The following is a 23428-nucleotide window of genomic DNA, read 5'->3' as shown; positions in this document are numbered from 1 at the left end:
CCCTTTTTTATGCCGTCACCAGCCCCAAGGGCGCTCGCGAAACCACTTGGTGATCACGTATTTGGTGCCCGCGCGCACCTTCATCCCGTGATGCAGGGTTGCCGGGTTCGGGCGGCCGTCGGGGCGCAGATTGTTCCACGCCAGCAGCTTGCCCGCTTCGGGCTGGATCGTCTTGTCGACCACCTTGAAGCGGGTGGCGCCGCCTGCTTCCGGTTCGTTGAGATAGATCATCACGGTCCAGGTGCGATTTCCCGCCACGCTGCAATAGCGCGTAAAATCCGCGCCCGTGGGGTCGAAATAGTCGGTATGGGCCTTGAACTCCTGTCCCACGGCGTAACGCTGGCCCTGAATCGGTTCGCCGTGCGCCGCATCCAGGCCGCAGAAGCCGAGGATCGCAGCCTCCAGCCGGGCGACCACCGGCTCTTGCGGATCCAGGTCGCAGGTTTCGCTGGTGCGAAAGGCGTTGTCGCCATTGGGATCGGCGATCGTCGATGGGCGCCGGTCGCGATCGATCAACGCGCATAGTTCGGTGCAGTGTCCCGCATCGAGAAAGCTGCGCGCGGTGAACAGCGTCAGCCGGGAATTGGGCAGCCGCTGAACGCCCGGCTGGGCGGCGATATGGGCGATGACGGGTTCGCTGGGATGGCCTGAGCCGAGATGGGTCATGGCCCCATCCTGCCAAAGCGTGGGTGCGGCGCAACCCTGCCATCAAACCGTAACCTTGCCGTCGCATCGCAGTCATCAGAGTTGCGGGATTCATGATGCACATGCGGCGAGTATTGGCGTGACGGGCGCGACGGCGATCGAGGCACTGGCGGCCGATGCGGCGGCACAGGGGGCAAGCGACATCCATCTCGACTTCGATCCCGACGCCGTGCGGGTCCGCCTGCGCGTCGATGGTCGACTGCGTGCATGGGTGCCGGCACGCTTGCAGCCTGAGCGGCTTCGCGACGCTGCGTGGCAGGTGGTGGGCGCGGGCACCGACAGGCTTAGCGACTGGCGGGTCGCGGCGCATGCCAGTGGCAATCGTCTGGCGCTCCGGCTGCGTGCCGACCGCGCGGGACTGGCTGGCGACAAGCTGGCCGACCTGGGCATGGCGCCGGCACACGCGCGGCTGATGGTCGCTGCGCTGGAGCGCGCAGGCGGCGTTGTGGTCGTCGCGGGCCCACCCGGGTCGGGCCGTCGCTCGACCATCACTGCGCTGATCGCCGACGATGTGCGAACCGTAAGCGTCGTGGGCATCGGTATCGCGGTGCCCGGTGGGCTGGAGCTGTCATGCGCGCCCGATGAGCCGACCGCAGCCGCCATTGATCGCGCGATGACGCTGGACCCCGACATGCTGGTCCTTGGCGACCTGCCCGATCGTGAGGCAGCGGCGCTCGCCTTTCAGGTGGCGGCGGGCGGGTGCCGTGTGCTGGTGCGGCTCGACGCGTCGGACGCGGTGGCCGCAATCGAGCGGCTGCGGATGCTTGGCGTCGACCGTCTGGCGCTGGCGGCACATTTGCGGGCCGTGCTGGCGCAAAGGCTGGCCGACCGGCTGTGTCGGCAGTGCCGGCGGCCCGTTCAGGCAAGCAACGCGGTTGCGGCCTTGTTGGGATTCGATCCGGGGGCGGTGATCTTTGAAAGCGATGGCTGCGCTGGCTGCGACAATAGCGGGGTCGATGGCCGCGTCGGCGTATTTGAGGGGATCGTGGTCGATGCCGCGATCGCGCGACTGGTCAATGATGGCGGGGACGCCGCATTGCTGTCGCGCCATGCCTTTCTTCGCGCCCCGCGACTCGATTCGGCGGCGCGGGCGATGGTTCGCGAAGGGATGATTGCGGCCTCTGAAGCAGTGCGCCTGGCGCGATCGACGCGCTGACCTTTCGCGCGCCCAAGCGTCGCGGTAGAGCGGCGGGATGAATGACAATCTATTCGCCGGCGTCGAACTGGGCGGGACAAAGGCGATCGCCGTGCTGGGTGCAGGGGCCGGGATCGTCGACCGGCTTCAGGTTCCGACCACCAGCCCCGCAGAAACGCTGGGTGTTCTTTCCCACAGGTTGGGCGAATGGCGTGCCACGCATGGGGTGTCGGCGCTGGGCATCGCCAGCTTTGGCCCGATCTCGCTCGACCCTGAGGACGCCGATCACGGCCATATGCTGGCTACGCCCAAGCCCGGCTGGGCAGGGGCGGACGTGCTGGGCATCCTGTCGCGCGGTTTTGACCGTGCCGCGATCAACACCGATGTCGTTGCTGCTGCGCTGGGGGAGGGGCTGCACGGTGCCGCCTGCGGGCTGCGCGACTTTGTCTATGTGACGATCGGAACGGGTGTGGGCATGGGCATCATCGCCGGGGGCGTGCCGGTGACCGGCCTGATGCATCCCGAGGCGGGGCATTGGCGGGTCCGGCGCGCGGCGGGCGATGGCTTTGCCGGGGCCTGCCCCTTTCACGGCGATTGCCTGGAGGGGCTGATTGCCGGACCGTCGCTGGCCAAACGATTCGACATGCCGGGGGACCGGGTGGGCGATGACCATCCCGACTGGCGATTCGTGGCCGATGCTTTGGCGGAGGCGATGGCGACGCTGTTTCTGGGGCTGGCAACGCAGCGGGTGGTGATCGGCGGCGGCGTGGTGGCGCATCGCCCGTCGCTGTTGGCGATGGTGAGGGCGATGACGGTCGAAAAGATCGGCGGCTATCTGCCATTTATCGACGCGGAGACGATCGGCGAGCGGGTCGTGGCAGCAAAATTGCCCGACGCGGGGGCGGTCGGCGCACTCGTGCTGGCGGCGCGTGCCTGAAATTAACGGGGGGCTGCCGCTTCCGCTTCGCGCTGCATGGCGATGAACCCGTCAAGCAGCGCCAGCCGTGTCGCAATCCCCTCACGCCACGGCGCCTCGGCGGGGCTTAGCGCCAGCGCGCGCTGCCACAGGGGGCGTGCAGCGTTAAGGTCGCCGGTGCGGACATAAGCCAGCCCTTCGAAGAAATAGGGACCGGGATGTTCCGGGTTCAGTTGCCGCGCGTGGCGAAAGGCCATGCGTGAAACGGGCGACATCGCGCCGTCAGCACCGGCGGCGCGATAACCCAGCCCGGTCCAAAGCGGCAGGTTGTCGGGTGCGGAGCGAACCCCGCCCAGCATCGCGCGCGCGGCGCCGCGTTCGTCCCCCGAACGGGCCAGCGCATCGGCGATGAAGAAATAGCTGTCGGCATATTGGAAACGACCGAACAGTTGCTGGCGCAGCTCCACCAGTTCCTCATCGCCCGTCGCCTCGACGGCAGGCGGCGTAGCGGGGGAGGCGGCGAGCGTCGGTCGCCCTTGCAGCGCGTAGCCGGTGGCGCCCAGCATGATCGTCGCGCCGACGAAACCCGTCAGCGCGCGCGGCAGGCGCATGACCAACATCAGCATCAGCACCGCCGCTGCAAGAGCCGCGAGCGCGAACCAGCCCATCAGCCGCGCGCCCGTGACATCATGGTCAGGCGCGTCCGATCAGGCGCATCGCCTGTGCATCGGCCACCTGCGCGGCGGGGGTGTTCGAGCGTTCGCTTTCGGCCCAGACCGCTTCCAGTCGTTCGGGAATGCGCGCGATGCGGCTTTCCACCTCGGCACGGTCGCCCTGACCCAGATATTCCAGGCCGACATTGATGATGCCGCCAGCGTTGATCACATAATCGGGCGCATACAGGATGCCGCGATCATGAATCGCCTGACCCTCTGCACGGGTGGCGAGCTGGTTGTTCGCACCGCCGGCCACCGCCTTGCACTTCAGCGCGGCGATGGAGGTTTCGGTCAGGATCGCGCCCAGCGCGTTGGGGCTGACGATGTCTGCTTCGGTCGACAGGATCGAATCGGGATCGGCCATCGTGGCGCCCAGTTCGTCGGCCATCGCGGTTGCGCGGTCGCGATTGACATCGGCGATGGTCAGCCGCGCGCCGTCCTTGGCCAGCAGACGGGCCAGGCCGCCGCCGACGCTGCCCAGACCCTGGATTGCGACATGCACACCGGCCATGTCGTCAGTGCCCAGCGCGCGCTTTGCCGCTGCCTTGACGCCCAGATAGATGCCCATTGCCGTAAACGGGCCGGGATCGCCGCCTGCGCCACCGCTCGACTTGACCGGCAGGCCCGACGCATAGCGGGTTTCGCCCGAGATCGTGGTCAGATCGGCTTCGGAAATGCCGACATCTTCCGCCGTGACATAACGCCCGCCCAGCGAATCCACTGCGCGACCGAATGCCTTGAGCATGTCCTGCGTCTTGGTGCGGTTGGCGTCGGCCAGAATCACGCCCTTGCCGCCGCCCATGGGCAGGCCGGCCATCGCGTTCTTGAAGCTCATGCCGCGCGACAGGCGCAGCGCATCGGTAATCGCCGCGCGCGGATCGGCATAATGCCAGAACCGCACGCCGCCCGCTGCCGGGCCAAGCGCCGTCGAATGCACCGCGATCACGGCCTGCAGGCCGGTTTCGCGATCGGTGATCAGGTGGACGCCCTCATGGTCGTCAAAATCGGGAAAGCCCCAGTCGGTGAGCACTGAACAAATCCGCCGGTCGCGAGGGGAAAAGATGGGGCGGACGACGGGACTTGAACCCGCGACCCTCGGTACCACAAACCGATGCTCTAACCAACTGAGCTACGACCGCCGTGAGGAGGTCGCGCCTAACGCCAAATGCGTCATCGCGCAAGATCATTGCGCGTCCTTTTTCACGCTTTGCGGCGTCACGCGCGTGAAAGCGCCTCGCCGATAGCGTTGTAGATGGCGGCCAGGTCGTCGTCGGTGATGCAATAAGGCGGCATGACATAGACCGTGTTGCCAAGCGGGCGAATCAGCACGCCGGCCGCCGCACAATGCGCCTTGATCGCGGGCCCCAGCGCGGAGAGATAGCCGGGGCGCTCATGATCCTGCACCTCGAACGCGGCGATGGTGCCGATGGTCCGGGCGTTTACGGTGCGCGCCCAACCGGCGACGCGGGCGGTCCATTCGCGCTGCCGCACCGCCAGCCGGTCGACACGGGCCAGCACCGGCTCCTCCCGCCAGATCGCCAGATTGGCTGCCGCCGCCGCGCAGGCGATGGGGTTGGCGGTGTAACTGCTCGAATGAAAGAACATCGTCGCCCGGTCGGTCGAATAATGGGCGTCATAGATCGCTTCGCTGGCCAGTGTGACGGCCAGCGGCAGGCTGCCGCCGGTCAGCCCCTTCGACAGGCACATGATGTCGGGCACCACGCCCGCCTGTTCGCATGCGGTCAGCGTGCCGGTGCGGCCCCAGCCGGTCATCACTTCATCCGCAATGAAGATCACGCCGTGCCGCGCGCAGATCGCGTGCATCTCCGCCAGCAGCGATGGCGGATAGATCAACATGCCTCCCGCACCCAGCACCAGCGGTTCGACGATCAGCGCCGCCGGTTTGGCGCGGCACGCGGCCTCCAGCGCGTCCAGCGTGGCTTGCGCGGTATCGTCGGCGGGAAAGGGCAGGGTTTCGACATCGAACAACAGCGGCGCATAGGCCGCATTGAACACGCCGCGCGCACCGACCGACATCGTGCCGATGGTGTCGCCATGATAGCTGTGTTCGAGGACGAGGATGCGGTGGCGCGCCTCACCGCGATTGGCCCAGTATCCCAGCGCCATTTTAAGCGCGACCTCGACACTGGTCGAACCCGAATCGGAAAAGAAGACATGCGCCAGTTCGGGCGGGAACAGCGCGGTCAGCCCCTCGGCCACGGCTTGGGCATAAGGGTGGGTGTGCCCGGCAAAGATGATCTGATCGCAATGGCCCGCCGCTTCGGCAATGGCAGCGGCGATGCGGGGATGGGCGTGGCCATGCGTCGTCACCCACCAGCTCGAAATCGCGTCGATCAGCCGCTCGCCCCGATCGGTCCACAAATAAGCGCCCTGCGTGCGGACGATGTTCGGGATCGGCTCGCCCAGGCCATGCTGGGTGAACGGGTGCCAGATGCGCGTGCGCGTCACGCGAAGTCCCCCGCGTCGAACCCCCGCGCGAACGCAGCTGCCAGCGCATCGGGGGTCAGTTCGGGCAGCTGGTCCAGCCGCCCCAGCCGCCGCACGCCGCCCATTGTAGCGATCGTCGTTTCGCTGACGGGCACGCTTTCCCCGACAAAGGCGATGCCGTGAATGGGAATGTCGCGGCGGCGCATCGCTTCGATCGACAACAGGCTGTGGTTGATTGTGCCGAGCGACGTGCGCGCCACCAGAATGACCGGCAGGCCCCAGCGCGCAACCAGATCCGCTGTCGGCAGTTCGCGCGTCAACGGCACCATCAGCCCGCCCGCCAGCTCGACCACCAGCGGACCTTCGGTCGCGGGCGGAGTCAGGCGCGCGGGGTCGATGGCCACGCCGTCAATCTCTGCCGCGCGATGCGGGGAGCAGGGGGTAGCCAGCACATAGGCTTCGGGCAGGATGCGCGCGGGATCGACGCCCAGCGCGGTGACCGTCGCGCCGTCGGTGCCCTCATCGGTGCCCGCCTGCACCGGCTTCCAGTAAGTCGCTCCGATGGCGCGGGTCAGTGCCGCGGCGAACACCGTCTTGCCCACGCCCGTGTCGGTGCCCGCAATGACGAAACGGCCGGTCATGAAAGCGTCTCCAGCACATCGGCCAGCGCGTTGATGTCGCCCGGCCCGATATTGTTCGTGATCGAAATGCGAAGCCGTGCGGTTCCGGCCGGGACGGTCGGCGGGCGGATGCCGCGCACGTCGAACCCGGCGGCCTGAACCGCACCCGCCATGGTCATGGCGCGCACATCGTCGCCCAGAACCAGCGGCATTATCTGTGAGCCGGTGGCGGTGACGCCCAGCGGCGACAGGCGGCGTTCGGCATGGGCGATACGCGCCCAAAGGGATTCGCGCCGCTCGGGCTCATCGGCGATGGCGCGAAGCGATTCGCGAACGACCGCTCCCATGACGGGAGAGGGGGCCGTGGAAAAGATGAACCCGCGCCCGCGATTGATCAGAAAGTCGCGCATCGCCACCGGCCCGGTCAGCAACGCCCCCTCGGCCCCCAGCGCCTTGCCACAGGTGTGCAGCGCGATCACCCGTTCGGTGGGCAGCCCGTGCGCCAGCCCGCGCCCGCCATCGCCGAACACACCTGTCGCATGGGCTTCATCGACGACCAGAATCGCGTCGTGCCGTGTTGCGACCTGAACCAGATCGTTCAGCGGGGCGCGGTCGCCGTCCATGCTGTAAAGGCTTTCGACCGCGATCCACGGCGTGCCCGTGCCGCCCGTGCGGCGCCACTGTGCAATGGCGTCGTCGAATGCCTCAGCGTCGTTATGCGCCGCTGCCCGCCGCTCCCCGCGCGACAGGCGCATGCCGTCATGGGCGCTGGCATGGACATGTTCGTCATGCACGATCAGGTCGCCGCGCTGGGGCAGGGTGGCGAACAGGGTAAGGTTGGCAACATAGCCGCTGGAGAACCACAGCGCGGCGGCATGGCCGAAATGGTCCGCTGCCTCATGCTCCAGCGCCTCGATCTCTTCGTGATTGCCGCGCAGCAGGCGCGACCCGCCAGAGCCGACCGCCACGCCGCGCGCAATGGCGTCGATTGCGGCACGGGCCAGCCGCGGCGATGCCGCCAGCCCCAGATAATCGTTCGACGCAAAATCGGCTCCCGCGCGCGGTGCCAGCGACCGGCGCCGACCGATCGCCGCCAGCGCGTCCAGATCGGCCAGCTGTGCCTTCAGCATCAGCCGCGCCGCCGCTGTTGCGACAGCACCTCATACGCCATGACCGCCGTCGCCACTGCCGCGTTCAGGCTGTCCGCCTTGCCAAGCATCGGCATCCGCACGCGGGTGTCGCACGCCTGCGCATAAGCGGGGGGCAGGCCCTGCGCCTCGTTGCCGGTCAGCAAAAAGGTCGGGGCACCGTAATCAGGCGCCTGGTAATCAATGTCGGTATCCAGGCTGAGTGCGACCAACTGCCCCGGTCCCTGTCGCAACCACGCGATGAAATCGGCCCATGGCGTCCGCACGATGGGCACGGTGAACAGCGCACCCATGCTGGCGCGCACCGCCTCCACCGAAAAGGGATCGACGCAATCGTCGATCAGGATCAGCGCGCCCGCGCCGACGGCATCGCCGGTGCGAAGGATGGTGCCCAGATTGCCGGGATCGCGCAGCCGCTCCGCCGCCAGCCAGATGCCTGCCGAATGACGGTCCAGATCGGCCAGCGTCGACTCGAACTCGGCAAAGACGCCGACCACCGCGCCCGGATTATCCTTGCCCGACAATTTGGACAGGATGTCGGGCGTCGTCTCGATCGCGTCGCCGCCTGCGGCCTCCACCGCTTCGACCAGCGCGACGACCAGCGGATGGTGGGGGCTGTCGGCGGCGAAGAACATCTGTTCGGGCAATCGCCCGCCCTCACGCGCTTCGGTCAGGATGCGAAGCCCCTCGGCCAGGAAGCGGCGCTGCATGCGGCGATGCTTCTTGTCGCGCAGTTCGCGCGCGGCCTTCACGGCGGGATTGGAAAAGGCGGTGATGGTGCGGGGCATTTCGCGCGGTCCCATGCCCGGCTGCGCGCGCATCGGCAAGGGTGAGGGGACGCCTCAGCCGATCAGTCGCGCTCGTGCCGCCTGATATTCGGACGCCAGCCGGTCGATCATGGCAGCCACGCTTTCCACGCTGCTGACCGCGCCGATGCCCTGACCCGATCCCCAGATGTCGCGCCACGCCTTGGCCTTGCTGTTGCCGCCGGAGCCGAAATTCATGGCCGACGGATCGCTGACCGGCAGATTGTCGGGGTCCAGCCCCGCCGCCTCGATCGATGCGCGCAGGTAATTGCCGTGAACGCCGGTGAACAGGTTGGTATAGACGATGTCGGCAGCGCGCCCGTCGACGATGCCCTGTTTGTACGCCGCCTCCGCATTGGCCTCGGTCGTGGCGATGAAGGGGGAGCCGATATAGGCAAGGTCGGCGCCCGCCGCCTGTGTCGCCAGCACCGCGCCGCCATTGGCGATGGCACCGGACAGCAGCACCGGGCCGTCGAACCACTGGCGCACCTCCTGCGTGAAGGCGAAGGGATTGAGCCGCCCGGCATGGCCACCGGCGCCGGCCGTCACCAGGATCAGGCCGTCGGCGCCCTTCTCGATCGCCTTGTGCGCGAAACGGTCGTCGATCACGTCGTGCAACGTGATCCCGCCCCAGCCATGGACGGCGGTGTTCAGCTCCTCCCGCGCGCCGAGCGAGGTGATGACGATCGGCACCTGCCATTTGGCGCAGGTTGCCAGATCGGCCTCCAGCCGGTCGTTCGACTTGTGAACGATCTGATTGACGGCAAAGGGCGCCGCTGGCGTATCGGGATTGTCGCGGTTCCACGCGGACAGTTCTTCGGTGATGCGGTGGAGCCATTCGTCCAGCATCGTCTGCGGTCGTGCATTGAGCGCGGGGAACGAGCCAACAATGCCCGACTTGCACTGGGCAATGACCAGTTCAGGCCCGGAAATGATGAACATCGGGCTGGCCACGATCGGCAGCCGCAGACGATCGAAGAGAGGAGGTAGCGCCATGACCCGTTTCATAGCGCAACCGAAATCACTGTCCAGCGATCACATGCCCGCCAGCGACTGAACCAGCGGGCCGCCGACGCCAACCGCCATGGCCAGCGCGACGGCAAACAGCAGGATCGCCAGCATCGACGACATCGAGATCAGGCCCCATCCCATGGCGTTGACGACCGCCGGGATCGGCCGCGCCTCCCGCTGGGCGCGTTGTGCGATCATCAGCACCAACCCGGCGCTGAGACCATAGAGGAACACCGCAAATTCGATCATGCCCGTCTCGACCCGCTCAATCCTTGATCCCGCAATATTGCCATGCAGGGTGGGTCTAATTGGTTAACGCGGCTACGCTCGCCTCCAGCATCCGTCGCATCGCTGCGGGTTTTCGTCGCAGGGGGGCGGCAAGCAGGCCCCGACGGTCCAAAATCGCCGCGTTGACAGGCACCCGGCGCGTGTCGAAGGTCGCGGCTTGGCATTCTGAAAGGGGCCGGGATGATCCGTCTGGCGATGCTTCTCGATCTGATGTTGCTGCAATCGAAGCCCGCCACGCCGCCACCGCCGCCCGTTGCTGTCAGCAGTCAGCATATCGCGTCCGATCCGCGTCTGGTCCGCTGGATGCCGTCGAGCATCGTTTGCGCGGGCGCAGAGGTGAATGCCACTGCACGCCGGCCCTATGTGGGGCTGATATGGGGCGATCGGCCGCTGACGGAGCAGCATTTCCGCTTCGACATCGACGCGCGGGGCCGCGCGGTGGGCATCGCGTCGGTCGATGCATCTGCGCCCGAAGCGGTGCCTGCATGGCAGCCGGCTCGTGACGACGTGGTCCCGTCGCTTGCCGCATCGGATCTGAGCGGCGCGCGCGAGCGGCGCGATTGCCGCATCAGCTATCGCGGTGAAGCCTTTTCCATCGAATCGGCGCCGCTGCCCGACCTGATCTCCTACACCGTGCGTCCGATGGGCCAGCGAATGCCGGAAAGCGGCTGGGCGCGGATTCGCGGTGGTGTCGACGATTGTGTCCGCGAACCGCGCGCGCCGTGGTTGAAGCATGTGACGCCCGACTGGCGGAAAGTGACGGCCCAGCCCGGCGTCGATGACTGGGTGCTGCTGGGCTATGACCTTGATGGGGAAGGACGGCCGGACAAGGTCCGCGTCGTGACCGGCACTCAAAATGCGCAAGTCGACAGCGCGGCTATCGCGGCATTGCATGAGTCGCAAATGGTCACCGACGGGCCGCGTCGCGGATGCCTGGTACCCTATCACCGGCCGGCCGCGCGGCTGCTGGCGCCCGAATCGCCAGAGACGGCGTCGTTGCGCCCGGCGGGTGCGACCTGTCCTGACCGCGCCGATTGGATGACGCCGCCGCGCCTGACATTTCCAGAGCCGTTCCGCCGTCGTTCGATCGAGGGGTGGGCGGTCGTTGCCTATGACGTGGCGCCATGGGGAGAGGTCGGAAATCTGCGCGTGCTGACCGCGCAACCCGCCGCAGATTTCGGCACCGCCGCGCTTAACGTGTTGCGCGCAGCCAAGCGCAAACCGGTCGACGGCGCCGGATATACGGGCTGCGTCGAGCGCATCTATTTCAAGATGGGCGTGAGCATCCTCGACTGACCCCACGCCCGCCGGTCAGTGAAGCGCGGTCTGTGGCTCCGTGCGGGCCTGTGGCAGGCCGTGGCCCTTGCAAACCGATGTCGCTTCGAAATCGGCAATGCGCCAGTGATCGGTGCGGCGCGCGACGATGACGCAATCAGCCGATGCGACCGGCGCGCCATCTTGACAGTCGCGAACCGTCAGGAACGCACGCACGCGCAATTCGCGGCCGGTTTCGGCGCGATCGACAATGATGTTGGTGAAATGGTGCCGCCAGTTTCCGCCGCCCTTGGCGTGCAGCATGGCGGGCACTTCCATGATTGCTTCCCGCCCGTCCAGTTCGCCACTGGTCCCGGTGCGATAGCGCGCGTCGATGGTGAAAACCTGTTCCCACTCGGTTGCGTCGCGGTGGTCGATGGCCCAGCAATAACGGCTGAGCAGTTCGTGGACCTCCAGCTTGGTGGCGGGGTCGACGCTCGAAACGGTCATGACACCTCTCCATTCTTTTTGTGAAACCAGTGTTTCACATTCGGAAAGGTTCGCCAAGGCGCCGACCCCGATCCATCAGGTCCCGCGCCCGGTCTTTTCCTGAAGCGCGTCGATGCGTTTCGACGCGTCGGCCTTGTTCAGGCTGTCTTCGAACGGTTCGCCTGCTTCCTCGCTCAACGTCTTGAGATAGCTGGCCTGCGCGCCGGTCATCGGCTCGTCGCCGGTGGTCCAGTCATCGGGGTCCTTTTCGGCGTTCGAAAAGGGTTCGGTCTTGGGATCGGGGGTGTTGGCCACGCAAGTTCTCCTTCCGTGGCCAAACGCCCATGTTCCTGACGTGTTCCGTCAGGCGGTCCATGCCTCGAACGGCAGGTCGAGTGCTTCTGCCACCGCTGCGTGGCGGATCTTGCCGTTGGACACGTTCAGGCCGTTGGCCAGATGGCGGTCGGCGCGCATCGCGGCTTCCGCACCCAGATTGGCGATGCGAAGCGCATAGGGCAGCGTCGCATTGTTCAGCGCAAAGGCGCTGGTGCGCGCGACCGCGCCCGGCATGTTGGCGACGCAATAATGGATCACGCCGTCCACCTCGAATACCGGGTCCTCATGCGTGGTGGCATGACTGGTTTCGAAGCAGCCGCCCTGGTCGATGGCGATGTCCACCAGCACCGAACCGCGCTTCATCGTCTTGACCATTTCGCGCGTGACCAGCTTGGGCGCGGCGGCGCCGGGGACCAGCACCGCGCCGATCACCAGATGCGCGTTGCGGACCGCGGCCGCGACGGCTGCCTTGCTGGCGTAAGCGGTCTTGATCTGGCTGGAAAAGAACATGTCCAGTTCGGCCAGACGGTCGTTGTTGATGTCATAGATGGTGACATCGGCGCGCATTCCGACGGCCATCTGCGCGGCGTTGATGCCCGACACGCCGCCACCCAGAATGGCAACGCGCGCCGGGGCCACGCCGGGCACGCCGCCCAGCAGCACGCCGCGACCGCCCTGTTCCTTTTCCAGATAATGCGCGCCGACCTGTACCGACATGCGGCCCGCAACCTCGCTCATCGGCTTGAGCAGCGGCAGCGAACGCGAGTCGCTGGTCACCGTTTCATACGCGATGCAGGTGGCGCCCGACTTCATCAGCCCCTCGGCCTGCGGCTTGTCGGCGGCGAGGTGGAGATAGGTGAACAGCGTGTGGCGCGGCTCCAGCATCGCCACTTCCTGCGGCTGCGGCTCCTTGACCTTCACGATCATGTCGGCGGCGGCGAACACTTCGGCGGCGGTCGGGACGATGCGCGCGCCGGCGTTCACATAATCCTGATCCTCGAAATCGATGCCGCCCCCGGCCTTGGTCTCGACGATCACCTCATGCCCTGCGGCGACCAGCTCGGCCACCGACGGGGGAGTCAGCCCGACGCGATATTCGTGATTCTTGATTTCCTTGGGGACGCCGATCCGCATCGCATTTCTCCTGAAATTCGTTTCGCCCGATACTAGCAGATGGCTTGCTCGATTTCCGTGCAAATTATGCGACTGAAGTAGCGGTTTACGCATGGATCGAGCGTGCGAGGAGCGATATGCCATTGTTCCATGCAAATCGACCGTATTGATCAAGCCATATTGCGCGCGCTGGCGAGCGATGCGCGCGCGACCGTTTCACGAGTGGCGGAGACGTGCGGCCTGTCGCAATCGGCCTGTTCGCGCCGCATCCAGTCACTGGAGCAGGCCGGGGCCATTCGCGGCTATGGCGCGCGGCTGGGCGGGAAGCGGCTGGGCTTTCACGTCACTGCGCTGGTCGACATCACCCTGGCGACGCAGGTGGAGGAGGATCTGGCCGCGTTCGAACGGGCAGTGGGGCGGATTCCGGGCATCGTTTCCTGCGCGCTGGTGTCGGGACATCAGGACTACCGCCTGACCATATTGGCCCGTGACCTGGATGATTATGAGCGACTGCACCGCGAACATCTTGGCCGTTTGCCGGGGGTTACGACGATCGCGTCCAGCTTCGTCCTGCGCGAAGTGCCGACCCTGACAGAGGCCGATGCCGTACTGGGCTGAAAGCCCGCCAATCCCCATCGGATCGCTTCGCGTTGCGGTGCGGCATCGCCGGTGCTAACGCGCCGCCGGTTGGATAAGGATCGGAAAGTCGCGTCCGCGATGATGTCGTTTGCACTCGCCAGCCAGGAGCGTCTCCGCCCGTGAGCGAACCCACCGGGGTGCCGCCTGTGTCGACGATCGATTCGGTCGCCGTCGACGGCCATGATCATCACCACGGCCAGGCTGGATGGAAACTGGCGGTCAGCGCCGTGGGCGTCGTGTTCGGCGACATTGGCACCAGCCCGCTTTACGCGTTCCGCGAAACCTTTGCCGGGCACCACCCGCTGGCGCTGGATCGGCTGCACATTCTGGGCGTCATCAGCCTGATGTTCTGGTCGATGATGATCGTGGTGACGCTGAAATATGTCAGCATCATCATGCGCGCCGACAACAAGGGCGAGGGCGGCAGCCTGGCGCTGCTGGCGCTGATTTCGGGCCGCTCGGCCGGACAGCGATGGACGCGCGGCATCGTCCTGCTGGGCGTGTTCGCGACGGCGCTGTTCTATGGCGACTCGATGATCACGCCCGCCGTGTCGGTGCTGGGCGCGGTGGAGGGGCTGTCGGTGGCGGCCCCGGCCTTTGGCGGGCTGGTCCTGCCGATCGCGGTCATGATTCTGGTCTTCCTCTTCTCGATCCAGCGCAACGGCACCGCGCGGGTCGGCGCGTTGTTCGGGCCGATCATGATCGTCTATTTTCTGGTCATTGCGACGCTGGGCCTGATCAGCATTGTCGCCGATCCGGGCGTGCTGTGGGCGCTGACCCCCGATCATGCGGTGATGTTCTTCGTCGACGATCCGCTGGCCGCCTTTCTGGCGCTGGGTTCGGTGGTTCTGGCAGTCACGGGTGCCGAGGCGCTTTACGCCGATATGGGGCATTTCGGTCGCAATCCCATTCGGGTGTCGTGGCTGTGGTTCGTGCTGCCCGCGCTGATGCTGAATTATATGGGGCAGGGCGCGTTGCTGCTGCGCGATGCCGGCGCGCTGGAAAGCCCGTTCTACATGCTGGCGCCCGAATCGCTGCGGCTGCCGTTGGTGCTGCTGGCGACGATGGCGGCGATCATTGCCAGCCAGGCGGTGATTTCCGGCGCCTTTTCCGTGACGCAACAGGCGAGCCAGCTGGGCTTCATGCCGCGGCTTCGCATCGACCATACCAGCGCGGCGACGGCGGGGCAGATCTATATCCCGCTGATCAACTGGCTGCTGATGGTCATGGTGATCCTGCTGGTCCTGACGTTCCAGTCGTCGTCCAACCTGACCTCGGCCTATGGCATTGCGGTCACGGGGGCCATGTTCATCGACACCTGTCTGCTGGCGGTGGTGCTATTCGCGCTGTGGCAGTGGAAATGGTGGCAGGCCGCGCCGCTGCTGGTGCTATTTTTCATCGTCGACCTTGCCTATTTCGCGGCCAATCTGACCAAGGTGCCCGATGGCGGCTGGTTCCCCCTGTTCGTCGGGTTCGTGATCTTCACGATGCTGACCACCTGGTCCAAGGGCCGCAAGCTGATGATCGAGCGGATGCGCGAAAGCGCGATGCCGATGAAAGTATTCATCCAGTCCGCCGCCAATTCGGCAACCCGCGTTCCGGGGACCGCGGTGTTCATGACGTCCACTCCCGAAGGGGTGCCCCACGCGCTGCTCCACAATCTCAAGCACAACAAGGTGCTGCACGAGCGGGTGATCCTGTTGACGGTGAAGATCGTCGACGAACCCTATGTCGCCGAAGGCCGTCGAGTGGGGCTGGAGCATCTGGAATCGGGCTTTCACCGCATGATCCTGCGCTATGGGTTCATGGAGGAAGTCGACGTGCCCGCCGCGCTGAAGCGCGTGGACAATTGCGAGGGCGAGTTCCGGATGATGGAAACCAGCTTCTTCCTCGCGCGGCAGACGCTGTTGCCGTCGACCCAGCCGGGGATGATGATCTGGCGCGAAAAGCTGTTCGCCTGGATGCTGCGCAACGCCGAAAGCGCGATGGAGTTTTTCCGGCTGCCGACAAATCGCGTGGTCGAATTGGGCAGTCAGGTCGAGATTTGAGCATCCAGCCCGAACCGGCGCCGATCATCGTCACGGCATTGTTCGGGCATCAGGACGCGGCGTGGCTGACCGGCCTGCGCCGCCAGCATTTTCCACCTGAGCGCAATTACCTCGACGCGCATCTGACGCTGTTCCACCACATCGCGCCCGCATTGGCGGATGAGCTGAAGCAGCGGCTGCGCGCGGAAACGCGCGGGGTTCAGGCGCCGCGTGCCATGCTGGCGGGGGTGCTGTCCCTCGGCCGGGGCACGGCGTTCCGCGTGGAAAGCCCTGATCTGATCGCCATTCGAACTCGCCTGGCCGACGCGTTTAGCGGCATGTTGATGCCGCAGGACCAGGCCGGATGGCGCCCGCACGTTACCATTCAGAATAAGGTCGAACCCGCCGCCGCCCGCGCGCTCAAGGCGCAGATGGAGGCGAATTTCGCGCCGCGCCCGCTGGCGATCGCGGGACTTGCCACATGGTGGTATCGCGGCGGGCCATGGGAACCACTTTCACGACATATGTTCGCTTGACCGGGCGTGCGCAGCTGCGTATGTGGCCCGCCTCGCCGGTGATCCGGCGATGCCCATGGGGCGGAGTAGCTCAGTTGGTTAGAGCAGCGGAATCATAATCCGCGTGTCGGGGGTTCAAGTCCCTCCTCCGCTACCAACTGCATCGAGGCGCTAGCGCGCCTTGGTGTGGTTTTTTGTTTCGTCGCCAAATCGACGACAGCTCCCAGAGACGTTGCGACATGAATGTCCCATACGCCTGAGTTCGTGGGCATCAGCGACACGCCGACAATCAAATCCCGAAGTCGATTCATGACCTCAAGTCCCGTCGCGGTGTCAGTCGACAGCGTGAGTGCGAGCTGGCGGACGCGCTTGCGGTACCGCTCGACGATGTCAGGTCGCATCACAATGACCGGGACGGCCTTATGCTCTTCACGCGCCCGGATCAGTTGCTCGCGTTCGGCCTTGCGCGCCACCAACGCTTCTTTGATCTCGCGGAAATCAGCAGCACCGTCGGCGATCGCGGCGACTAGACGCGTGATCGACTGATCGAGTTTCGCGACCTTGCGATCGATCTGGGCACCTTCCGCAGCGCGCTGGTCTGCCTGACCGGCGCTTTCGGCGTGATAGCGGGAAACCAAGCGAGCGACGGCCTGCGGTTCCAGCAGGCGATCGGTCAGGCCCGCCAGAACGCGGCGCTCGACCTCCTCGCGCTTTATGGTGCTGCGGACATCGCACGTTCCTGCCTCGCGCGCACGCGTGCAGCCCAAGCGCCCATCGCCGATCACCACGACGGACCCGCCGCAGCGTCCGCACTGTAGCAGCCCGGAAAGCAGGTAGCGGGGCCTGGGCTGCAGATTGAGCGGCTGGGAGCCACGGGCGCTCAGTTCGTCCTGTGCGGCTTTCCAAAGCGAGTCGTCGATGATGCGGAGATGGTCCGCTTCAACTTCGACCCTTTGTTCAACCGGATTGGGACGCGAAATGCGCCGCCGCGTGTCAGGGTCACGGCGCATATGAACGCGGTTGTAGGCGATCCTTCCGACATAAACCGAATTGCGCAGGATACCGTAGCCTCGAACTTCGGAACCGTAGATCGTGCTGGCGCGCCATTCGCCGCCGCGCGGGCTGGGGATACCGTCCGCGTTGAGCCCCTTGGCGATCGCCTTTGCGCTGCGTCCCGCCACGAACTCATTGAATATACGGCGCACTACAGCCGCCTGCTCGGCGTTGACAGAGCGGTGGCCGCGATCGAGCTCCCCACGGGCGTCGATCTTTGGGACTACATCATACCCATAAGTCAGGCCGCCGGCGACGCGCCCACGCTCGACAGTTCCGCGCTGGCCCCGCCGTATCTTGTCGGCAAGGTCCTTGAGGAACATCGCAGACATCGTCCCTTTGAACCCTATGACCATCTCGTTGATCCGGCCTTCGGTCAGCGTGTGAATGGCGACGTTTGCGAATTCGAGGCGCTGGAAGATTGTAGCGATGTCGGCCTGGTTGCGCGCGAGGCGATCGACGGCTTCGGCCGCAACGATGTCGAACGCACCCGCAGCAGCGTCAGACAGCATTTGTGTCATGCCCGGCCGCCGGTTGTTGGTGCCCGAGAGAGCGACGTCGGTGTAGATTTGGACGACCTGCCAGCCTTGGCGTTCGGCGAGGCGGGTGCAGTCTGCGACCTGGTCCTCGGCCGAGTGGGCCGATTGCTTGTCGGTCGAGAAGCGAGCGTAGATGGCGCAGCGTGGCGCGTTGGACATGGTGTGCTCCCTGGATTCGAAAGACGCACAGCATCCTCGGCGGCCATGTCGCAGGCAATCGCGTCGATCAGCGCGGCAAAGGCAGCTGGCAATTCGCTCACCGTGCGCCGGATTTCGAAGTCTGCTGGTCAAGCGCCGTCAGGATCTCGTCGCGGCGAACCTTCAGGCGTTCGTGTAGCCATTCAAGAGACGTGTCGAAAAGCGCTTCCCGCTTGTCGTCGGCGGCGAACTGGACCGGCACCAGCAGACATGCTCCTGCGAGTACGGTCGCGAGCTCCACCGCCAGCAGCGACACCTGATCCGGTGGCAACACCCGCAGCGCCAGGTTGAGCTCGCGTTCAAGCTGCGGGCTGATCAGCCCCATGACTTTTCGACCGAGATCGGCGCGAATGCGGTCTTCGAGCGTCATGCGCCCGCTCCCAGTGACCGGGCAGCGGCGTGCGCGCTGTCGAAGGCTTCGCGCGTGTCGAAGGTGATGATGTCTTCGGCGCCCAGCTGGTCGATCAGCGCCAGCCAGTTGTCGATCCAGCCTTCCTGGTCGGCCGTGCCGTAACCATGCTCGTCGTCGCGGAACCATGGTTCGCCGTCGACCACGGCGACGGCGGGGGGCGTCATTGCTTCGAGCTCTGCACGGCGGTGGGCGAGCTGCTGCTGCGCCTCTTCGTCGGCGATTCGTTTGGCCTCAGCTGCTTCGGCCACTTCGCGCTTTGCGCGCTCGTATCGCTCGCCTGCGGCTTCAGTATGGGACGCCGCCTGTTCCGCAGTGACGAATACTTGAAGCCTGACCCACCACCCCTGCTGACCGATATGGGTAGCGCTCGCCGGATTGCGGCCAGCCCAGCTGTCGTCGAAGAACGCGCGACCCTGAAGTGGAGTCTCGTCGAAGCTTCCGACGGCCAGACGCTTGCTCCACAGGTCGATGCCGTGCGCGCGATCGATCGCCTCGCGCTCCTCGGGCGTGAAGGGCGCGGCCGGGGCGGCGGGCTTTTCATCGGGCTGAACGGCATTCTTCTGCGCCTTCTCGACAAAGAAGCCGCGATCCCAAGCGACAAGCCTGTCGTCCTGGATGCCGACCAGCAGCTGAACCGAGATCCCGTTGTTGCGGACGGTTTTGAGCATCCGCTGCGCCGCGCCGGGCTCCCAGCTGCCGACCCAAGCGAAGCCTTCGGGCGCCTTTGGAGGACTCATTCCGTAGGACGGAAAGGCGAGATCGGGATAGACGACGAAGCCGTCGACCGCTTCTAGGTTGAGCGCTTCAGCCATCTCGCGCTGGCGGCCGATCATCTGGAAGTCGATGTGGTCTCGCGCCAGTTTCTCGACGAGCACCTGATTCGACAGCCGGCGTGAATCGCCGATCGGTGCGTCCTCGAACAATCCCTCGTCGTAACCGCCGCCGGCGCGCTCATAGGCTTCCGCGCCAACATATTTGTAGAGCGTCCAGTCGGTTGTTTTCGTGCTGGCAACGGCGTTGCGGATCGAGCGGGGGTCGTGCCTGTCATAAGCCCGTCGTTTCTGGGCGGCGAAAATCTGTTGCTGGACGGTGGGATCGGGCGCGCGGGCATAGGCCAATGCCCCATGCAACGTCATTTCGCCTGCGCGCAGGCCGTCGAGGATCTCGGGCGCCAGATCGGCCAGTTTCAGACGCTGTTTGACATAGACTTCGGTCAGTCCGAAGCGCTTTGCGATATCGGCGGGGGAGCGCGTGCCCGGCTCCATCAGCAGGCGGAACGCTTCAAACTCATCGGCCGGGTTCATGTCCCGGCGCTCGAGGTTCTCAGCCAGCGAGAGCTCAATCGCCTCGTCACGCTCGCGGATCAGGACGGGCACGCGAAATGCGAGGTCGATTCTGAAGTCGTCGAGCAGCACGCGAAGCGCCGCCAGGCGGCGCCCCCCGCCGACGATCCAGACTTCTCGCTTCCGGCCGACGCGGTAGCCGATCAGCGACTGAAGCAGGCCAACAGCGGCAATGTTTTCCGACAGGCCGCCGACATCCTGCTCGATATCGGTGCGGCGTACGTTTTCCGGTGCGCGGCGAAGATCCCGTAGCGGCACCTGTTCGATCGTCGAGGGCGGCACCGGCGCGGCCACGGACGTCGGGGTTGAGATTTTCGCTTGAGCGTTCATGGGTGGGTCCTCGCTTTCGGCTGTGGGTGGCCGCGAGCGCGCGTCTCGACTGTTGCGGCCTTCAGGTGCGCGCACGATCCGGCTGGCGGGCCGGATCGCGTCGGGGTGATCGGCGGCGGGGGACACTCCGCCGCCGGTGTCGCTGACCAGCGCGAGCTGATGCCCTTCGCGCGGATGGGCGACATCGAGCGCGCGACATTCGTCGCAGGTGCACGGAACGGCAGCGAGGCGGGTCATGCGGCCACATCCGAACTGGGGGACGCGCCGCCGCTCCGGGTCAGGGACGGCGGCGCGCCATCCTCGGCCTCATGCCGGGGATCTTCGATCAGCAGGTTTAAGGAATGTGCGATCTGGCGGTTCATGCCCGGCCGCCTTCGCCGCCGACCGCGCCCTCTGCGCGCAGCAGCCATTCGCGGACCATGGCGATCATGTCGGCGCGGTGGCCGTTCGAGATATAGTTGACGCGCCCGCCCTCGATCCGCCCGGCTTCGGCGACGAAGAGGACGAACACGAGCGAACCATCGCGGTCCTTGCCATTCAGGACCGTATCGATGCCGCCTGCCAGCGCGTTCAGGGTAGCGCGATAGCGCGCTTCGATTGGAGCATCCGCCATCACTACATGCCCAGCGCTTGCAGGTATGTTTCGAGCAACATGTCCGCCTCGTCGCGGTGATGCTTCTCCATTTTTCGAAGGCGGATGATCGCCTTCATCGTTTTAACGTCGAAGCCGGTCGACTTCGCTTCGGCGTAGACGTCCTTCACGTCATCGGAGATGCCGCGCTTTTCCTCTTCGAGCCGCTCGACGCGCTCGATCAACAGCCGCAACTGTTCGGCGGAGATGTTGTCGGTCATGCGGCCGGACCGATCGCGCGCTCAAGCGTCAGCAGATAGGCGCGAACGCGGGACCAATGCGCAGCGGTTTGCTCCCCGACGCCCGTGAGATAACCGTCGAGAAAGGCGACCGAGAATTGCTCCGGCAGGGGCATGGTGACCGGCAGGTCAGACGCGGTGGCGGTCACGATGGCGGCCATTGCGACGCTCACAGGCCGAAAATCACGAGCGGGCCGGGGCCGCCGATGATCAGGGCGGCGGCCGCCGACAGGGCCATGCCGGTGATGATCCCAGCGGCAAGCGCGGTCGCGCCGCTGCGGAAGGTCAGGCGGAGTCGAGGCGTGCTGGGCGCGGGCGGCGCGCAGACGGCACAGTCGCACCAGAGCGGATGGATTTCGATGCGCGGCGTCATGGGCACGGGGCTGGGGCGGCGAGGGGTCACGAGCGCTTCTCCCGATTGAGGGTGCGGACGAACTGGACGAGGATGGCGACACCGACCGCCAGCGCGCCAACGGCGGCGGTCAGGGCGATCGAGACGTTGCGGAACAGGCACGCGCCAATCGCGGTGCCGATCAGGAACAGGGCGGCCAGAGGCAAGCGGTGATCGGGCGGGGTCACGCTGCAACCTTCGCAAGGGTCGCCACGATGATCGTGTCGCCGCCCGGCGCGCCGAGGCCGCGATCGCGGCAGCGGGTGCAAAGACCGGTATCGCCGGGGACCCAGCTGCAGCCTTCGCCGCAAGGGTCGAGCTCGCTGCAGGCGCACGATCGGCAAACGGCATAGCCAAAGGCGATGTTGTCGGGGTCGTCGGCCAGTCGATAGGCGAGCTCGGCCAGAACGCGCGGATCGAACGGGAAGGCGTCGTGGAGTGCGTCGGCAATCCCGGCGGGCAGCGGCACGGCATCGGCCTCAACCAAGCCGAGCCATTCAGCGCGCGCGGCAGCGGCGATCGGGGGCACCGTTTCGAAGCACAGGGCGACATCGTCGAGCGAAAGGCCAGCGGCCTCGCGACGCTTGCGCAGATACTGACCGGGGGTGAGGGCCATGGCGGCGGGCTCCAGGCAACAGAAAGGCGTTCGCGTCGGCGGGTGTCGGCGCGGGGTTTCGTTCAAGCGGGAAGGGGGATCAGCCGCCGATCAGGGTGGACGTGCGGGCGAGGACAGCATGGTTCGCTTGCGCTGAAGGTCGGAAATGGCCTCGTCGATCTCGCGGATGGCCCGATCGCGATCGGCGGGTGTCGCGCCTGGAGACGCGGCGGCGATGGATGCGGCCGTCGCTTCGCTCATCTCGATCACGGTTTCGGCGATCTGGCCGAGTAGTTGGGGAATGGTCGGCGCGGCGGGCGCGAGCAGGCCGAGTTGACCCGCCCAGCTTTCCTGCAGCGGCGCGCCGGGATGGCCCAGCTGGCAATAGCGGCGCTCAAGCGCGAAAGCGTGATCTAGGCGAATATATCCCTCGGCATCCGGGTCGAGATAATCGGTCAGGCGACTGGCCGAACGGCCGATGATCGCGCGCACTTCTGCCTCGCCGATCGCGTCGCGGATCTCACGCAGGGCCTGTTCGAAGGACAGGGGCGGGCGGAGCTTGGTCATGTGCATACGCCCGAGAAAGCGGACGCCGATCGCTGGAGACGACCGGCGCCCGCCTGGCTACGCAAGGGAGTGTCGACGTTGGACGCCCGGCGGATGGGGGGGCGAGCGCTCCGGCCGGTCGACGCAGCCGAAGGGGGTAACGCGCGGGCGACGGAATTCCAGGAACACCGCCCGCGCGCTCCGGCCGAAAGGGTGCGGCCGAAGGGGGATAGAGGTGAAGTTGTGCAGATCATGCGCGCAGAGCCTCGGCCGGGTCGATCGGCGCCAGATCGCGCGGATAGATGTCGGGGCGGAGGTCATGGCGCGACACGCCGGTTGCCGCTTCGACGGCGAGGACGTGCTCGGCGGGGAGGGGTTTGCCGTTCCTTAGCCATTTGGACACCGCTTGCTGGGTCACGCTGAGCAAGCGCGAAAGGGCCGTTTGGCCGCCCGCCCTTTCGACCGCGCTCCGCAATGCAACAACCTGAGTTGATTCGGCATCCATACCCAAGGTCTACGACGATGGTTGTTAAGCCGCAATACCCAATCGTCAGTTTGCTCGAACAACGTTGGTGGTAGATCGAAAGCGTGATCGAAATGCATCGCATTAGAGCCATCATGGCTGAGCGCGAAATTTCGCAGAGCGAGTTGGCCAGACGTGTGGGTGTGTCGCAGCAAACGATTTTCAAGCTGACACACGGAATTTCTCAGAATTCTCGGTTCCTGCACAAGGTGGCGCGAGAGTTAGGGACCACGCCGGCTTACCTAACGGGCGAGACCGATGATCCAGATGAGGACGCACCCGCTGCTCCCGAGATGACGTCGGACGAGGCAGAGTTGCTGCAGCTTTATCGCGCGCTCGAGCCAAAGGATCGCGCCGCGCTCGCCCAACTTGCTCGGACAATCGCCACCAGCGCCCATTCGCCCACGATGCACGAACCGGGCAAAACCTTTCGAGCGGGGGCGGGGCAGTAAGGGGGGTGAG

Annotated in this window: 31 protein-coding genes, 2 tRNA genes and 1 pseudogene; 9 read left to right on the top strand and 25 right to left on the bottom strand. The window is 66.0% G+C overall.

Annotated features, from left to right (window positions below; genetic code table 11):
- Positions 1 to 15: 15 nt before the first annotated feature.
- A complete protein-coding gene (locus ACAX61_RS04050; protein ID WP_370713529.1) occupies positions 16 to 666 on the bottom strand; it encodes a prolyl hydroxylase family protein in 651 nt (216 codons plus the stop codon).
- Between the two features lie 118 nt (positions 667 to 784).
- Here ACAX61_RS04050 and ACAX61_RS04045 point away from each other — a divergent pair, with 118 nt between their 5' ends.
- Together ACAX61_RS04045 and ACAX61_RS04040 are read left to right on the top strand one after the other, a co-directional pair.
- On the top strand, positions 785 to 1861 hold the full coding sequence (locus ACAX61_RS04045; protein ID WP_370713528.1) for an ATPase, T2SS/T4P/T4SS family: 1077 nt from the start codon (positions 785 to 787) through the stop codon (positions 1859 to 1861).
- Positions 1862 to 1898: 37 nt separating this feature from the next.
- Positions 1899 to 2777, top strand: a complete 879-nt coding sequence (locus ACAX61_RS04040; protein ID WP_370713527.1) for an ROK family protein — start codon at positions 1899 to 1901, stop codon at positions 2775 to 2777.
- A gap of 2 nt (positions 2778 to 2779) precedes the next feature.
- On the opposite strand, the gene ACAX61_RS04035 is transcribed toward ACAX61_RS04040, so the two are convergent.
- From ACAX61_RS04035 to ACAX61_RS03995, 9 genes are all read right to left on the bottom strand, one after another.
- Positions 2780 to 3424, bottom strand: coding sequence for a tetratricopeptide repeat protein (locus ACAX61_RS04035; protein WP_370713526.1), 645 nt, complete (start codon positions 3422 to 3424; stop codon positions 2780 to 2782).
- Between the two features lie 25 nt (positions 3425 to 3449).
- A complete protein-coding gene (locus ACAX61_RS04030) occupies positions 3450 to 4502 on the bottom strand; it encodes a Glu/Leu/Phe/Val family dehydrogenase (RefSeq protein ID WP_370713525.1) in 1053 nt (350 codons plus the stop codon).
- A 32-nt stretch (positions 4503 to 4534) separates the two neighbouring features.
- Positions 4535 to 4611, bottom strand: a tRNA-His gene (locus tag ACAX61_RS04025).
- A gap of 76 nt (positions 4612 to 4687) precedes the next feature.
- Entirely contained in the window at positions 4688 to 5941 is a 1254-nt protein-coding gene (bioA, locus tag ACAX61_RS04020; RefSeq protein WP_370713524.1) for an adenosylmethionine--8-amino-7-oxononanoate transaminase, read from the bottom strand.
- Positions 5938 to 6561, bottom strand: coding sequence for a dethiobiotin synthase (bioD, locus tag ACAX61_RS04015; protein WP_370713523.1), 624 nt, complete (start codon positions 6559 to 6561; stop codon positions 5938 to 5940). Before bioD ends, bioA begins: the two co-directional genes overlap by 4 nt.
- The gene (locus ACAX61_RS04010) at positions 6558 to 7670 is read right to left on the bottom strand and encodes an 8-amino-7-oxononanoate synthase (protein ID WP_370713522.1); all 1113 of its coding nucleotides are present in this window, start codon (positions 7668 to 7670) and stop codon (positions 6558 to 6560) included. Before ACAX61_RS04010 ends, bioD begins: the two co-directional genes overlap by 4 nt.
- The gene (locus tag ACAX61_RS04005) at positions 7670 to 8476 is read right to left on the bottom strand and encodes a TrmH family RNA methyltransferase (RefSeq protein ID WP_370714893.1); all 807 of its coding nucleotides are present in this window, start codon (positions 8474 to 8476) and stop codon (positions 7670 to 7672) included. Before ACAX61_RS04005 ends, ACAX61_RS04010 begins: the two co-directional genes overlap by 1 nt.
- A gap of 54 nt (positions 8477 to 8530) precedes the next feature.
- The gene (locus ACAX61_RS04000; protein WP_370713521.1) at positions 8531 to 9490 is read right to left on the bottom strand and encodes an NAD(P)H-dependent flavin oxidoreductase; all 960 of its coding nucleotides are present in this window, start codon (positions 9488 to 9490) and stop codon (positions 8531 to 8533) included.
- Between the two features lie 39 nt (positions 9491 to 9529).
- Positions 9530 to 9754, bottom strand: a complete 225-nt coding sequence (locus ACAX61_RS03995; protein WP_370713520.1) for a hypothetical protein — start codon at positions 9752 to 9754, stop codon at positions 9530 to 9532.
- Positions 9755 to 9973: 219 nt separating this feature from the next.
- On the opposite strand from ACAX61_RS03995, the gene ACAX61_RS03990 reads away from it, so the two are divergent.
- Complete coding sequence (locus ACAX61_RS03990) at positions 9974 to 11089, top strand: TonB family protein (RefSeq protein WP_370713519.1); 1116 nt, start codon at positions 9974 to 9976, stop codon at positions 11087 to 11089.
- A 15-nt stretch (positions 11090 to 11104) separates the two neighbouring features.
- Here the strand turns inward: ACAX61_RS03990 and ACAX61_RS03985 are convergent, their stop codons facing one another.
- The 3 genes from ACAX61_RS03985 to ald form a co-directional block, all read right to left on the bottom strand.
- Positions 11105 to 11557, bottom strand: coding sequence for a nuclear transport factor 2 family protein (locus tag ACAX61_RS03985; RefSeq protein WP_370713518.1), 453 nt, complete (start codon positions 11555 to 11557; stop codon positions 11105 to 11107).
- Between the two features lie 75 nt (positions 11558 to 11632).
- Positions 11633 to 11851 (bottom strand): DUF3072 domain-containing protein, encoded by a 219-nt coding sequence (locus ACAX61_RS03980; protein WP_370713517.1) that lies wholly within the window; start codon positions 11849 to 11851, stop codon positions 11633 to 11635.
- Positions 11852 to 11899: 48 nt separating this feature from the next.
- The gene (gene ald / locus ACAX61_RS03975) at positions 11900 to 13006 is read right to left on the bottom strand and encodes an alanine dehydrogenase (RefSeq protein WP_370713516.1); all 1107 of its coding nucleotides are present in this window, start codon (positions 13004 to 13006) and stop codon (positions 11900 to 11902) included.
- A gap of 129 nt (positions 13007 to 13135) precedes the next feature.
- On the opposite strand from ald, the gene ACAX61_RS03970 reads away from it, so the two are divergent.
- The 5 genes from ACAX61_RS03970 (at position 13136) to ACAX61_RS03950 (ending at position 16984) form a co-directional block, all read left to right on the top strand.
- Positions 13136 to 13603: an Lrp/AsnC family transcriptional regulator gene (locus ACAX61_RS03970; protein ID WP_370713515.1), complete on the top strand. Its 468-nt coding sequence runs from the start codon at positions 13136 to 13138 to the stop codon at positions 13601 to 13603.
- A 176-nt stretch (positions 13604 to 13779) separates the two neighbouring features.
- Positions 13780 to 15672 (top strand): potassium transporter Kup, encoded by a 1893-nt coding sequence (locus tag ACAX61_RS03965; RefSeq protein ID WP_370714892.1) that lies wholly within the window; start codon positions 13780 to 13782, stop codon positions 15670 to 15672.
- A 2-nt stretch (positions 15673 to 15674) separates the two neighbouring features.
- A complete protein-coding gene (locus ACAX61_RS03960) occupies positions 15675 to 16187 on the top strand; it encodes a 2'-5' RNA ligase family protein (protein ID WP_370714891.1) in 513 nt (170 codons plus the stop codon).
- Between the two features lie 59 nt (positions 16188 to 16246).
- A tRNA-Met gene (locus ACAX61_RS03955) sits at positions 16247 to 16323 on the top strand.
- A 463-nt stretch (positions 16324 to 16786) separates the two neighbouring features.
- Entirely contained in the window at positions 16787 to 16984 is a 198-nt protein-coding gene (locus tag ACAX61_RS03950; protein ID WP_370713514.1) for a hypothetical protein, read from the top strand.
- On the opposite strand, the pseudogene ACAX61_RS03945 reads toward ACAX61_RS03950, so the two are convergent.
- From ACAX61_RS03945 to ACAX61_RS03890, 12 genes and pseudogenes are all read right to left on the bottom strand, one after another.
- Positions 16904 to 17917, bottom strand: a pseudogene (locus tag ACAX61_RS03945) (recombinase family protein); the annotation flags it as partial. The gene ACAX61_RS03950 and the pseudogene ACAX61_RS03945 overlap by 81 nt on opposite strands.
- Before the next feature lie 97 nt (positions 17918 to 18014).
- Positions 18015 to 18326 carry a hypothetical protein gene (locus ACAX61_RS03940; protein ID WP_370713513.1) on the bottom strand — a complete coding sequence of 104 codons (312 nt, stop codon included), beginning with the start codon at positions 18324 to 18326 and terminating at the stop codon, positions 18015 to 18017.
- On the bottom strand, positions 18323 to 20278 hold the full coding sequence (locus ACAX61_RS03935) for a ParB-like helix-turn-helix domain-containing protein (protein WP_370713512.1): 1956 nt from the start codon (positions 20276 to 20278) through the stop codon (positions 18323 to 18325). Before ACAX61_RS03935 ends, ACAX61_RS03940 begins: the two co-directional genes overlap by 4 nt.
- Positions 20275 to 20403: a hypothetical protein gene (locus tag ACAX61_RS03930; RefSeq protein WP_370713511.1), complete on the bottom strand. Its 129-nt coding sequence runs from the start codon at positions 20401 to 20403 to the stop codon at positions 20275 to 20277. The genes ACAX61_RS03935 and ACAX61_RS03930 overlap by 4 nt, the downstream gene beginning before the upstream one ends.
- Positions 20400 to 20654, bottom strand: a complete 255-nt coding sequence (locus tag ACAX61_RS03925; protein WP_370713510.1) for a hypothetical protein — start codon at positions 20652 to 20654, stop codon at positions 20400 to 20402. The genes ACAX61_RS03930 and ACAX61_RS03925 overlap by 4 nt, the downstream gene beginning before the upstream one ends.
- A gap of 2 nt (positions 20655 to 20656) precedes the next feature.
- Positions 20657 to 20893, bottom strand: coding sequence for a DUF2312 domain-containing protein (locus ACAX61_RS03920; RefSeq protein ID WP_370713509.1), 237 nt, complete (start codon positions 20891 to 20893; stop codon positions 20657 to 20659).
- Entirely contained in the window at positions 20890 to 21084 is a 195-nt protein-coding gene (locus tag ACAX61_RS03915; protein WP_370713508.1) for a hypothetical protein, read from the bottom strand. Before ACAX61_RS03915 ends, ACAX61_RS03920 begins: the two co-directional genes overlap by 4 nt.
- Complete coding sequence (locus ACAX61_RS03910; RefSeq protein WP_370713507.1) at positions 21081 to 21284, bottom strand: hypothetical protein; 204 nt, start codon at positions 21282 to 21284, stop codon at positions 21081 to 21083. Before ACAX61_RS03910 ends, ACAX61_RS03915 begins: the two co-directional genes overlap by 4 nt.
- Before the next feature lie 26 nt (positions 21285 to 21310).
- Positions 21311 to 21490 carry a hypothetical protein gene (locus tag ACAX61_RS03905; protein WP_370713506.1) on the bottom strand — a complete coding sequence of 60 codons (180 nt, stop codon included), beginning with the start codon at positions 21488 to 21490 and terminating at the stop codon, positions 21311 to 21313.
- The gene (locus tag ACAX61_RS03900) at positions 21487 to 21918 is read right to left on the bottom strand and encodes a helix-turn-helix domain-containing protein (protein WP_370713505.1); all 432 of its coding nucleotides are present in this window, start codon (positions 21916 to 21918) and stop codon (positions 21487 to 21489) included. The genes ACAX61_RS03905 and ACAX61_RS03900 overlap by 4 nt, the downstream gene beginning before the upstream one ends.
- A gap of 90 nt (positions 21919 to 22008) precedes the next feature.
- Positions 22009 to 22464, bottom strand: coding sequence for a hypothetical protein (locus tag ACAX61_RS03895; protein WP_370713504.1), 456 nt, complete (start codon positions 22462 to 22464; stop codon positions 22009 to 22011).
- A 229-nt stretch (positions 22465 to 22693) separates the two neighbouring features.
- Positions 22694 to 22948, bottom strand: a complete 255-nt coding sequence (locus ACAX61_RS03890) for a transcriptional regulator (protein ID WP_370713503.1) — start codon at positions 22946 to 22948, stop codon at positions 22694 to 22696.
- A 92-nt stretch (positions 22949 to 23040) separates the two neighbouring features.
- Between ACAX61_RS03890 and ACAX61_RS03885 the strand changes: the two genes are divergently transcribed.
- Entirely contained in the window at positions 23041 to 23418 is a 378-nt protein-coding gene (locus tag ACAX61_RS03885) for a helix-turn-helix domain-containing protein (RefSeq protein ID WP_370714890.1), read from the top strand.
- Positions 23419 to 23428 lie beyond the last annotated feature (10 nt).

The sequence above is a fragment of the Sphingomonas sp. IW22 genome, from assembly GCF_041321155.1.
GTDB lineage: Bacteria > Pseudomonadota > Alphaproteobacteria > Sphingomonadales > Sphingomonadaceae > Sphingomonas.
Note: the sequence above shows the minus strand (reverse complement) of the source record. Positions and strands in the feature narration are given on the sequence as shown.